At 60.9% G+C, this 11,656-nt stretch carries 12 protein-coding genes and 1 pseudogene; 6 read left to right on the top strand and 7 right to left on the bottom strand.

The genetic code is table 11. The features are described 5' to 3' along the window. The 6 genes and pseudogenes from QZ326_RS08080 to QZ326_RS08055 all read right to left on the bottom strand — a co-directional run. Positions 1 to 345 (bottom strand): annotated as a pseudogene (locus QZ326_RS08080) (orotate phosphoribosyltransferase); the annotation flags it as partial. Between the two features lie 18 nt (positions 346 to 363). Further along, the gene (locus tag QZ326_RS08075; protein ID WP_295743685.1) at positions 364 to 978 is read right to left on the bottom strand and encodes a hypothetical protein; all 615 of its coding nucleotides are present in this window, start codon (positions 976 to 978) and stop codon (positions 364 to 366) included. Between the two features lie 101 nt (positions 979 to 1,079). Continuing rightward, entirely contained in the window at positions 1,080 to 1,781 is a 702-nt protein-coding gene (gene pyrF / locus QZ326_RS08070) for an orotidine-5'-phosphate decarboxylase (protein ID WP_295743683.1), read from the bottom strand. Beyond that, positions 1,774 to 2,691, bottom strand: coding sequence for a dihydroorotate dehydrogenase (locus QZ326_RS08065; RefSeq protein ID WP_295743680.1), 918 nt, complete (start codon positions 2,689 to 2,691; stop codon positions 1,774 to 1,776). The genes pyrF and QZ326_RS08065 overlap by 8 nt, the downstream gene beginning before the upstream one ends. After that, a complete protein-coding gene (locus QZ326_RS08060) occupies positions 2,685 to 3,425 on the bottom strand; it encodes a dihydroorotate dehydrogenase electron transfer subunit (RefSeq protein ID WP_295743677.1) in 741 nt (246 codons plus the stop codon). The genes QZ326_RS08065 and QZ326_RS08060 overlap by 7 nt, the downstream gene beginning before the upstream one ends. Continuing rightward, positions 3,422 to 4,714 carry a dihydroorotase gene (locus QZ326_RS08055; protein ID WP_295743675.1) on the bottom strand — a complete coding sequence of 431 codons (1,293 nt, stop codon included), beginning with the start codon at positions 4,712 to 4,714 and terminating at the stop codon, positions 3,422 to 3,424. Before QZ326_RS08055 ends, QZ326_RS08060 begins: the two co-directional genes overlap by 4 nt. Positions 4,715 to 4,973: 259 nt before the next feature. Here QZ326_RS08055 and QZ326_RS08050 point away from each other — a divergent pair, with 259 nt between their 5' ends. Beyond that, positions 4,974 to 6,650, top strand: a complete 1,677-nt coding sequence (locus QZ326_RS08050; protein ID WP_295743672.1) for a methyl-accepting chemotaxis protein — start codon at positions 4,974 to 4,976, stop codon at positions 6,648 to 6,650. A gap of 57 nt (positions 6,651 to 6,707) precedes the next feature. Here the strand turns inward: QZ326_RS08050 and QZ326_RS08045 are convergent, their stop codons facing one another. Then, positions 6,708 to 7,301 (bottom strand): LysE family transporter, encoded by a 594-nt coding sequence (locus QZ326_RS08045; RefSeq protein ID WP_295743669.1) that lies wholly within the window; start codon positions 7,299 to 7,301, stop codon positions 6,708 to 6,710. Positions 7,302 to 7,718: 417 nt separating this feature from the next. Here QZ326_RS08045 and QZ326_RS08040 point away from each other — a divergent pair, with 417 nt between their 5' ends. The 5 genes from QZ326_RS08040 to QZ326_RS08020 all read left to right on the top strand — a co-directional run bounded on the left by QZ326_RS08040 (position 7,719) and on the right by QZ326_RS08020 (position 11,607). Continuing rightward, positions 7,719 to 8,438, top strand: coding sequence for a hypothetical protein (locus tag QZ326_RS08040; protein ID WP_295743665.1), 720 nt, complete (start codon positions 7,719 to 7,721; stop codon positions 8,436 to 8,438). A 17-nt stretch (positions 8,439 to 8,455) separates the two neighbouring features. Further along, positions 8,456 to 8,986 (top strand): hypothetical protein, encoded by a 531-nt coding sequence (locus tag QZ326_RS08035; protein WP_295743662.1) that lies wholly within the window; start codon positions 8,456 to 8,458, stop codon positions 8,984 to 8,986. Positions 8,987 to 9,076: 90 nt separating this feature from the next. Then, the gene (locus QZ326_RS08030; protein ID WP_295743659.1) at positions 9,077 to 9,595 is read left to right on the top strand and encodes an SMI1/KNR4 family protein; all 519 of its coding nucleotides are present in this window, start codon (positions 9,077 to 9,079) and stop codon (positions 9,593 to 9,595) included. Between the two features lie 149 nt (positions 9,596 to 9,744). Next, entirely contained in the window at positions 9,745 to 10,443 is a 699-nt protein-coding gene (locus tag QZ326_RS08025) for a FadR/GntR family transcriptional regulator (protein ID WP_295743656.1), read from the top strand. 171 nt (positions 10,444 to 10,614) lie between these two features. Continuing rightward, complete coding sequence (locus QZ326_RS08020) at positions 10,615 to 11,607, top strand: lipoate--protein ligase (protein WP_295743653.1); 993 nt, start codon at positions 10,615 to 10,617, stop codon at positions 11,605 to 11,607. Positions 11,608 to 11,656: the final 49 nt, after the last annotated feature.

The following is an 11,656-nucleotide window of genomic DNA, read 5'->3' as shown; positions in this document are numbered from 1 at the left end:
TCCAGCTTCCAGCCTGCCCTCAATGCGGTTCTGGCGGCCGTGGTCCTTACTGCCGGAGCGGACATAACCCATGGGCAGGCCCATGAGATGGCCCACGATGGCGGCGTGGGCGATGCCTGCGGTGGAGGTGCCCATCAGGACCTCCGCCTCCGGGTAGTGCCTTCGGATCAGGTCCGCCAGCCCCTCCTCCACGTGGGTGCGGACGGCGGGGGCGGTGAGGGTCAGGCGGTTGTCGCAGTAGATGGGACTTTTGATGCCGCTGGCCCAGGTGAAGGGCTCATCGGGCCGGAGAAAGACCGCTCCGATGGAGAGCAGGTCGTGGGCAATGGTCTGTTCCAGGGTCATATGAAAAATCCTCCTTCTTTATGGTTCCGATGAAAGGGACAGGGACGACAGCGGAGCCTCCAGGACATAATGATACCTGCCGTCGGAGACGATCAGACACAGGCTGTCCTCCGTCAGATAAAAGTTTTTGCTCTCGTCATAGGTCAGAGAGTCCGTGTACCGGGATGCCAGCTCCTCCAGGGGAGGCAGGTCAAACCAGTTTCCAAGGGCCGTGAACGCCTCTGGGATGAGCCGCTCCAGATCCTGGGGACCGTCAAAGCTCAGAAGATCGGAGAGCAGAACGGGTTCGCCCGTTGTGCGGTCAATGGTCACGGCGTACTCATTGGAGACCGGATACGCGCCGCCCTGGGTCATGGAGCAGAATAGAAACGCCGCTGAAAAATACCGCGCGTCGTTCCGCGTGACCTCATAATCCACGGTGACGGTGGTGTTTGGACGCTCCGTGAGAGCCCCCATGGTCCACCCGTTGTACGCGGCCTGACGGATCAGCTCCGCAATTTCATTCCCACCGGCCTGGTAGTAGTCGGGATAGTCCACGAACACATAGATGCCCTCATTGGAATTGACATAGTAGTCGCTGATCCGGCAGGGGCTGACCGTGTTGCCGGAGTCGTACCGGACAGTGCCGTGCACGGCCTGCGGGGACGCAGGGGAATCCGGTGAAGCCGCCTCCTGCGTGCCGCAGCCAGCCAGAAAAAACAGGAGCAATACCGGAAAAAACAGGAATGGACGCATTACCCCAGGAATTCCCGCACCGCCCGGCGGTAGGCATCCACCGGGTCCGGCGCCTGGGTGACGGGACGGCCCACCACGATGTAGTCGCAGCCGCTCTTTCCGGCCTTTTCCGGCGTCATGATCCGCTTCTGGTCTCCCACGTCGCCGCCGGCAAAGCGGATGCCCGGGGTGACGGTGAGGAAGTTTTCGCCGCAGCGCTCTTTCACCAGCGCTGCCTCCAGGGGGGAGCAGACCACGCCGTCCAGGCCGCACCGGGCGGCGTTTTGGGCGTAAGAGAGCACCGTCTCCGCCATGGGGGTATCGATGAGAAGCTCGCCCTTCAGGGCCGCGGCGCCGGTGGAGGTCAGCTGGGTGACGGCGATGAGGATGGGGCGGCTTCCGTCGGGCCGGGTGAGGCCCTCCAGAGCGGCTTTCATCATCTCCGACGCCCCGGCGGCATGGAGGTTCACCATGTCCGCGTCCAGCCGGGAGAGAACGGCCATGGCCCGCTTTACCGTGTTGGGAATGTCGTGGAGCTTCAAATCCAGGAAAATTTTGTGTCCCCGGGCCTTCATCTCCCGGAGAATGGTAGGCCCTTCGGCATAGTAGAGCTCCATGCCGATCTTTACGAAGGGCTTCTCTCCGTCTGGAAAGCGGTCCAGAAAGGCCAGGGTCTCCTCTCTGGCGGGAAAGTCCAAGGCGATGATCACGTCGTTAGCCATGGTGCGCGCCTCCTGTCAGTTCAGAAATTTTTGTCACGCCCAGCCGCTCACAGACGGCTGGCAGAGTTTCAATGATGGTCTTGCAGGCACAGGGGTTTTTCAGGTTGGCGGCCCCCACCTCCACGGCGGCGGCTCCCGCCAGCATCATCTCCGCCGCGGTTTCGGCGCTGTCCACGCCGCCGCAGCCGATGATGGGGATCTTTACCGCCTCATACACATCCCACACCATCCGCACCGCCACCGGGAAGACAGCGGGACCGGAGAGGCCTCCGGTGCAGTTGGCCAGGATGGGCCGGCGGGTGTTCAGGCCGATGCGCATGCCCAGCAGGGTATTGATGAGGCACAGGCCGTCGGCGCCCTCAGCCTCGCAGGCCCGGGCGATTTCCGCGATGTCGGTGACGTTAGGGGTCAGCTTCATGAAAACTGGCTTCTTTGTCACGGCCCGCACCGCCCGGGTGACCTCCGCGGCGGCTTTGGGGTCGCAGCCGAAGTTCTTTCCCCCGGCGTGGACGTTGGGGCAGGAGATATTGACCTCCAGAATGGCCGCCTGTTCCACATCCTCCAGCTTCCGGCAGTTCTCGGCGTATTCCTCCAGCGTAAAGCCCCCTATGTTGGCAATCACCGGCCCGTGAAAGATTTTGGCAATGCTGGGGACCTCCTCCGCGATGACGGTGTCTATGCCGGGATTCTGGAGGCCTACGGCGTTGAGCATTCCGCCGGGAGTCTCGGCAATGCGGGGCTGGGGATTGCCGCTTCGGGGGGCGGCGGTGGTGCCCTTCCAGGAGAAGGAGCCCAGGATGTTCAGGTCATAGAGCTCTGCGAACTCCCGGCCGTAGCCAAAAGTGCCGGAGGCGGGAATGATGGGATTTTTCAGCGTTACGCCCGCAAGATTGACCGACAGATCTACCATACGATCTCCTCCTTTTGGAAGATAGGCCCGTCCTTGCAGACCCGGCGGGGGCCGTTTGCCGTGGGGATGGAGCACCCCACGCAGGCCCCGAAGCCGCAGGCCATCCGGGCCTCGAAGCTGAACTGCCCGCCGGTGACATTAGGCAGGCTGCAGATGGAGCGCAGCATGGGCGTGGGCCCGCAGGCCAGGACGTAGATGTCCTCCGAAAAGGTCCTCAGCAGATCGGTGACAAAGCCCTTGGCGCCGAGGCTTCCGTCCTCTGTGGCAATCCGCAGGTCCATGTTCCAGGCGGCGAACAGCGCCTGGCAGAAGGACTCCTCCGCCGAGCGGTAGCCCAATACGATGATGGGGGATTGCCCTGCTTCCAGCATCTGTCTCGCAAGACCCACCAGCGGCGCAATGCCGATGCCGCCGCCCACCAGGACGGCGTTTTTTCCCGCAGCCTTCGCCGGGTTGAAGCCGTTCCCCAGGCCGCTGAGCACGTCCAGCTCTGTGCCGGGAGCCATGCGCACCAGTTCCCGGGTGCCCTCCCCGGCCTTCTTTACCAGCAGGGTCAGCTCGCCCGCTGTCCAGTCGCAGACGGAGATGGGCCGGCGGAGAAACCTCCCCGGCAGGGCAATGTTGACAAACTGTCCCGGGGCGGTGATGGCGGAGGTGTCCCCGGCCAGGACCAGCTCCCAAACGTCCCGGGTGAGCTGGTGCGTGCGCGCGACAGTAAAGTTTGACTGCTTCACAGCGGGACCTCCTCCGGATTTTGTAAATTATGGTATACGATCTCTCCGCCGCAGATGGTCAGCGCCACGGCCGCCGAGACGCCCCAGCCGTCAAAGGGCGTGGCCCGGCCCAGGGAGCGGAAGGAGCCGCTGTCGATGACTCCGGGGCGGTTCAGGTCCAGCACCGTCAGGTCGGCGATCTGGCCTGCCTCTATGGCCCCCCCCGGCAGGCCGAAAATGCGCCGGGGATTGACGCACATGGCGTTCAAGAGCGTTTCAAAGGGAACGATGCCGGCCTCCACCAGGTTGGTGTACAGCACGGGAAAGGCGCACTCCAGGCCCACAATGCCGTTGAGGCTGCCCCGGAGCCCTCCGGATTTCTCCTCTGCCGAGTGGGGGGCGTGGTCCGTGGCGATGCAGTCCACAGTTCCGTCCAGCAGTCCCTCCACCAGAGCGTCCCGGTCCGCGGCGGAGCGGATGGGGGGATTCATCCGGAAACGGCCCTCGTCCAAGAGGTCGCCGTCGCAAAGGACCAGATAGTGGGGCCCGGTCTCACAGGTCACCGGCAGTCCCTCGGCCTTGGCCGCGCGGACCAGGGCCACGCTCTCTTTGGTGGAGACGTGGCAGATGTGGTAGCGGCAGCCGGTCTCCCGCACCAGCCGGAGGTCCCGTTCCACCTGCCGCCACTCGCTGGCGGGCTCATTGCCCGGGAGGCCGTTTCGCCGGGCGAAATCTCCGTCGTGGACCGCCCAGCCCTTTTGCAGCAGGGACTCGTCCTCGCAGTGGGCCACGATGGGCCTGTCCAGCTTTTTGGCAAGGGACATGGCATCGCGCATCATGTCCGCGGACTGGACGCCCCGGCCGTCGTCGGAGAAGCCGGGGACATAGGGGGCCATGGCCTGAAGGTTTGCCAGCAGCTCGCCTTTTTCTCCGCAGGTGATGGCCCCGTAAGGATAGACGCGGACCTTGGCATCTCTTTCGATGATGTTCAGCTGGGTTTGGAGGTGCTCCATGGAATCCGGCACCGGATTCAGGTTGGGCATGGCGCATACCGCCGTATAGCCCCCGGCGGCCGCTGCCGAGGTGCCGGAGAACACCGTCTCCTTATAAGAAAATCCAGGCTCTCGAAGATGGACGTGGACATCAACGAAACCTGGAACGAGAAAACGGTTATGCAGTTCAATGACGGAAAAGCCTTCCTTTGGAAGGGTGGGGGAAACGGAAACAATACGGCCGCCGGAGATGGCGGCGTCCAGATTTTGAAAGCGTCCGTCCAAAAAGACGGCCCCGCCGGTCAGCAGCAGATCCATACGCGGACTTCTCCCTCCTTTTTTCCTTTTGCTCGAAGAGATATACTACCGGATTGCGCCGGAATTGTCAACAGTTTCTAATCGAAACTTTCCAGAATCCTCCACGGAATTTATGTTGCAAAGTTCCAGGATTATGATATAATACCGACTGAGAGAAATTCTGGCCGCCAACAGGCGGTGCCCCGTCCGCCCTGGCGGGGCGAGAGGGGGCCGCGCCGAGGCTGTCCCCTGATTTTATGATGAGAAAGGATGTCATACTATGCGCAAGAGCATCAACAAGATGGTTGGGTACCGGGTAGTCGCGGCGCTGCTCTCCGTGGTGCTGTTCAGCGTCGTTACGACGGTGAACATCATGCGGATCAAGCGGGCCGAGGCGGAAAACGCCGAGGCCTTCGCCCTGCTGAACCGTGCCCAGACCGCCGAGGCGGCGCACTACAAGTGGTCCAGCGGCCTCAGCAACGCCCTGTACGCCGGCAAGGACTTCACCGGCAGCATCGATCCCACCACCTGCGTCCTGGGCCAGTGGCTCTACGGCGAGGAGGGCACGGACGACGAGAAGATCCTGGCCCTCCGCGCCCAGATGGAGCCGCTGCACAAGGAGCTCCACGAGTCCGCCGTCAAGGTGCTGGAGATGCTGGAGACCAACGCGCCCCGGGCCCAGTCCTACTATCAGGAGACCATTCAGGCCAACCTCACCACCCTGGTGGGGCTGCTGGACCAGGTGATTGAGGAGGCGTCGGCCATGAGCGAGGAGAGCATGGCCGCGGTGGAGAACATCACGCTTTTGATGAATATCCTATGCCTGGTCTGCCTGGTGCTGGCGCTGGTGTGCCTGCTGAGCCTGGTGCAGTATGTCCTGCGCCGTGTGGTGCGGCCCATTCTGGAGATCACCCGGAACACGGCCCCCCTGCAGGAGGGCCGGCTGGACCTGGAACTGGGCCGGTACGGCAACAACGAGCTGGGCGACCTGTCCGCCACACTGGAGAAGTCCATGGCCCAGGTCCACGCCTACGTGCAGGACCTGAACACTGTGATGGACCAGCTGTCCCAGGGCAATTTCGATGTACGGACCTCTCAGCCCTATATCGGGGACTTCAAGTCCATTGAGGACTCCCTCAACAGCTTTACCGCCACCATCTCCGCAGCCCTGGGCAAGATCAGCCAGGCCCAGGGGCGGGTGTCCAGCAATGCCGACCAGCTCTCCAGCGGCGCCCAGGCCCTGGCCCAGGGGGCCACGGAGCAGGCCAGCGCTGTGGAGGAGCTGTACGCCACGGTGGATGATCTGAGCAAAAACGCGGCCCAGAACGTGAAGATTGCCGCCTCCGCCCAGGAGAACGCCCGCCTCACCGGCGAGCAGGTCACCATCTCCAGCCAGCAGATGGACGAGATGATCTCCGCCATGGCGGACATTACCAAGGCCTCCGAGCAGATCAGCAAGATCATCGCCACCATTGAGGATATCGCCTTCCAGACCAACATCCTGGCCCTGAACGCCGCCGTGGAGGCCGCCCGGGCTGGCAGCGCCGGCAAGGGCTTTGCCGTTGTGGCCGACGAGGTGCGGAATCTGGCCGCCAAATCCGATCAGGCCGCCAAGGCCACCAAGGACCTGATCGACAACTCCGTTCAGGCCACAGAGCGGGGCAGCCACATCGTGGAGGAGGTCTCCGCCACGCTGAAAAAGACCTTGGAGCTGGTAGTCCAGTCTAACAGCGCCATCGGCGAGATTGCCCAGGCGGTGGAGGGTGAGGCGGAGTCCATTGCCCAGGTTACCGAGGGCATCGGTCAGATTTCCGCCGTAGTCCAGACCAACTCCGCCAGCAGTCAGGAGTCCGCTGCCGTCAGCGCGGATCTGTTTGAGGAGGTTCACAAGCTGGAGGCGGAGACAAAGCGCTTCAGGCTCCGGGCGGACAGCACCGGCGCTATGGGCGCCTACTGAGCGCTTACATAAGCAAAAAAGGGAGCCGCGCCTGATGGCGTGGCTCCCTTTTTGCACTTACATGAAGACGATTTTCCAGGCGCACCACACCAGCAGCAGGGCCATGACCACGTTGATGGCGGTGTTGAACCGCTTGTACAGGGGAAAGAGCATGGTGCCCATAGTGGCCCAGATCAGGTTCCCAGTGGCGGCACAGCCCGCCATAGTAACCGCGAAGCCCAGGATCATAGGCACCTGGAAGCCATGGGGGAGGATGTAGCCGGAGTAGGCGGCGATGCCTAAGGAGAGGATCTTGACGTTCAAAAACTGCAGGAGGAAGCCGTTAACATAGGTGAGGGGGGCGGCGCTGTCCTCCCCGGCGGAGCCGGTCTTGCGCAGCAGGGTGCGGTAGGCCAGATAGAGAATGTAGGCCGCGCCGATGTACTTGGCGTAGGGGACGATCTGGGGGACCAGCTCACCCAGCCAGGCGCAGCCGAAGCCGCAGATCAGCATGACCGATAAAAGGCCGGTCCAGATGCCGAAAATCAGCGGCAGGCATTTTTTGAGCCCGAATTTGCTGGTGCAGCTGAGCAGAAGAATGTTGTTGGGGCCGGGGGAGAAGGTGGTGGCACAGGCGTAGGCCGCCAGCTCCAGAAAGACCGCTCCGGGCATGGAGAATCTCCTCTTTTCTGTCTGGATTCGCCGCCGTCCGCAGAGGCGGATGGCGCTCGTATGATGGTAACACCGCCCCCCGGGAATGTCAAGCGGCTTTTCACCCGGCCCTTTCCGCTGCTCTTTATACATGCTTTTGCCGTTTGACGCCGGTTCTCTGAGAGAGGCACAATAGCTACATGGACAGATGGCCGCTGAATTGCGGATTTATTGTTGGAAATCGATTTGCACCAGTTTTTCCCGCCTGGCAGCGGATGCTCCAGGAAATTAATGGGCAGAAATCCGTCTGTTACAATGCCGGCGGGTGAAACTGCCCTGGCGGTATACAGGGCGGAAGGAACTTTCGGGGCATCTCTTGCCTAAAGCGGTTGTCTGCGGTATACTGTACCGGTAAACTGGAGAAAGGAGCCTCCCGATATGAGCGCTCAGAAAAAGAAAAAAACATTGGACCCCGCCTCCCGGCAGGCGGAGATGGAGGGCGCACGTCTCTTCGGCAAGCACGTGTCCAAAACCAAGGGGAGGCTGCTGCTGTCGGTGACACTGATCTGCTGCGCCTTGCCCGTCATCCTGGGCCTGCGGCTGTGGGAGGAGATCCCGGAGATCGTGGAGACCGGCCTGGTCGGCATGGACGGCAGGGACGACTCCCTGCCCCGGTGGGCGGTGGTGTTCGCCCTGCCGGGACTGATGTGTGTGCTGGATCTTCTGGCCCACTACCAGCTGTTGGTGAACCAGAAGCGCATGACCGTGCCCAAGGCCCACGTCCGTCTGGTGGGCCGGTGGGGATTTCCCGTTATCTCCGTGCTGTTCTGCGGCGGCATGATGCTCCAGTCCGCCGGGCGGGCCTGGGACCTGCCCTTTGCAGCCCCCTGCGTACTGGGCCTTCTGCTGCTGCTCCTGGGCTCCCATATGTGGGACTGCCCCCGGGATTCCCGGGTCTCCCTGGGGTTTGCCCTGACGGGGCGGCCCGGGGCGGACTGGGACGCCGTCCACCACCTAACAGGAGGCGTCTGGCTGGGGGCGGGGCTGGCGGCCGTCGCCGGAACCATGGCGGGGGTCTCCTGGGTCGCCGCGGTGTGCGGCGCCCTGGCGCTGATCGTCCCTGGGATCTTCGTCTGGCGGCAGGGTGAGGGCCTTTGAAGAGGTGGACGGACGATATGACGGACTGGCAGCTGCGGCGGGAGAATCTGGAAAAGCCATTTCCGCATATCTACCCCCGGATGCCGTCCCGGTTCCGGCGGTGCCGCGCCTTCGTGGGGGCTTTGTTCCTGCTGGAGTGGGGCTGCGTATTTCTGATGGCATTGAGCGGGCTTGCATTGTGCGGTACGCTTGTCATCCGCGGCGAGGAGGCGTTTGATTCCTGTTTGGATGAAAGCGCGCTTTTTGCTTTCCTGGCCGCTGTATTCATTCTGCCGGTTTTGCTGAGCCCTGTCTGCCGGGGGCTGAGGCGTACGCCAAAATTCTTCTGGCGCTGCCCCTGCTGCGGGTTTGCGTTTCCGTATTACGCGCCTCCGCCGCTGCGGGGGCTGGATGTTCTGAAAGAGGAGGACTGCCTGCGCGCCATGGAGCATCTCCGCATCTGGTACGTCAAGCCGAAATTCTGTCCGCTGGTTTTCCCTGCGGAGTGTCCGGAGTGCAGGAGGAAATTTTTCGATATGCCAGACGGCTTTCTCCCCGGAGTGCGGTGAGCTGAAAACGCGGAGGGACCGCCTGGAGCGGCTTTGGGGGGGCGGCGGTTTGGGAGCGGAAAGAGGGATTCCAACCAAATGAGAGGCGGCATGAAAATGTTTGAAAAATGGAGCAGATATGTTCACACGGACTGGAGCGCCTTCAGAAGCGGCGTTCAATCGGGCATCGCGAGGCACTATTTTGTGCCAGTCGATTTTTCCAAAGAGGGGCAGAATATTCTGGACATCGAAGACGAATTGTCCATTGCGTTCCCGAAGGATTTCATGGAGTTTTACAGGGAGACCGGATTTGGTTTTTTATGTGCGGATGACAGCGGAAAAAAGGGACATTACCGCGTTTTCGCTCCGGGGGAGCTGTTGGATCTGTATTTTGAGCCGGAAGACGAGGACGGTGAGGACCTGTATATCACCTTTCGAATGCGCGCGTGGGAAAATCTGGAGGAAAATCACCTCCTCGCGTTCTGCACATTTGGAGATGAGGACAGCCTGATTTACGTGGGAGTCAACGATGGCGCGGTGTATTATCTTTCCGCAGCCCGTAAGATCGCGGAGTCTCTGTATGACTTTTTGGCTTTGCTGGATGAGGAAGCGGATTATTTCATAAAATAGAATTCAGTATCTATGGTGAAAATACGTAAAAACAGCAGTTTTCGATGATGTGAATTCCAAAACCGTCGTTTTTTATGCCGCTTCTCTCGTTGACACAAAATAACTTTGATGGTAAGATGGCCTTACCAAAAAAGGGGGGAGGAGACAATATGCAGCTGGAAAAAATTCAACAACATACGCTGCCCAAAATACCGGAATTGGTGATGCAGACGCTGATTTCTGCCATTGAGCGGGGCGACGTCCATGTGGGTGAGGAGCTTCCCTCTGAGCGGGATCTGGCGGAGATGTTGGGTGTAGGCCGGGGCTCGCTGCGGGAGTGCCTTGCCATTTTGGAGTTTCTGGGTGCCATTGAAAACCGGGGCAACCGAAAGGTGGTGATCCGGGACGCGGACTATATACAGCGGTCTATATCCTTTGTCCGGATTTCCAACAAGCCCAACATCCAGGACGATTTCGGCGAGTTCCGCCGGGTCAATGAAGTGGCCATCGCGGGCCTTGCCTGCCAGCGGGCGACGGAGGAGGATCTGGCGGCGCTGGAGGAGGCTGTCCGGGTGCTGGAGAGCGACCCGGACGACTATATGAATGATCTTCGTTTCCACGACGCCTTGGCCATTGCCAGCCACAATATGATGCTGGCGGCTACGATCCACCTGGTCAACAGCATGATTGCCGACATCCGTATTCGCTTTTTCGGCAGGCCGGACTATCAGCGGCGGAGCCAGGAGTCCCATATGGCCATTTACGAGGCGGTGCGGGACCGGGATGAAGAGCGGGCCAAACGGGAGATGGATCTGCATCTGAAAATCGTGGAGGATTTTGCCCGAAAGTATCCGGACCATTCGAATTGATGGAATAATTTTGTGCAAACTGTTGGGAATTTGCTGTTTTTTTTGGCATTAAGACTTTTTTAAGATGCTTGACGAATTCGGATAAAGCTGGTATTGTAAAAGTGCGGTTGGATGGTATGACCAACAGACCGCCAGACCGCGGCAAGTTTTGTCCGGCAGAAGGAGTGCTTTATGGCGGTAACATATCTGGAGACCAGGTCTCAAAATCCGTATTATAATCTGGCTTTTGAGGAGCTTGTTCTGGAGCGCCGGCGGGACGGAGAGTACCTGCTGCTGTGGCAGAACGACAACACCATTGTGGTGGGGCAGAACCAGAACACGGAGGCGGAGATCAACCGGGAGTTTGTAGAGGCCCACGGCATCAATGTGGTCCGCCGGTCCACCGGCGGCGGCGCCGTGTACCACGACCTGGGGAATCTCAACTACTCCTTTATCACCGACGTGGGCGACGCGGAGCGGCTGACCATGGAGCGGTTTACCCGTCCCATTGTGGAAGCGCTGCAGGGCCTGGGCCTCCAGGCGGAGGCCTCGGGCCGGAATGATATTTTAGTGGAGGGCCGCAAGGTCTCCGGCACCGCCCAGCGGGTGGTGCGGGGCCGTATCCTGCACCACGGCACATTGCTCTTCAGCGCGGATCCCGGCATGGTGGCCGGGGCTTTGAATGTGGACCCTGCGAAGTTTCAGTCCAAGGGCACTCAGTCCGTCCGCAGCCGCATCGGCAACATTCGGGATTTCCTGTCTGCGGATATGGAGATTGGGGCCTTTTGGGAGTATCTGAAAAAGACCCTGGCCGGGAACGGAATGGTGACCGGCAGCCTGGCGGCGGAGGAGCTGGCCGCGGTGGAGGCACTGAAATGCGCCAAATACGACACTTGGGAGTGGAATTACGGCCGCTCTCCCCAATATGACATGACCAACAAGCGCCGCTTTGAGGGCGGTGGGCTGGAGGTCCGGACTGCGGTAAAAGAGGGCCGCATTACCGGTATCGTGTTCTATGGCGATTTTCTGGCGGTCGCGCCGCTGGATGGCCTCACGGCCGCGCTGGAGGGCTGCGCCTTCCGCCGGGAAGCGGTGGCGGAGGTGCTGGATACGTTTCCCATTGGGGAGCTGTTCGGCACCATCACCAAAGATGAGATCCTGGAGACGATATTTTATGTGAGCTGAGCATAAGTAGAAAAATTTCATTTGCCCTAGGGCAAAAAAAGAGGACGCA

The sequence above is a fragment of the uncultured Oscillibacter sp. genome, assembly GCF_910587525.1.
Taxonomy (GTDB): Bacteria; Bacillota; Clostridia; order Oscillospirales; family Oscillospiraceae; genus Oscillibacter.
The sequence above is the reverse complement of the archived record's forward strand: the minus strand, read 5'-3'. Positions and strand labels throughout refer to the sequence as shown.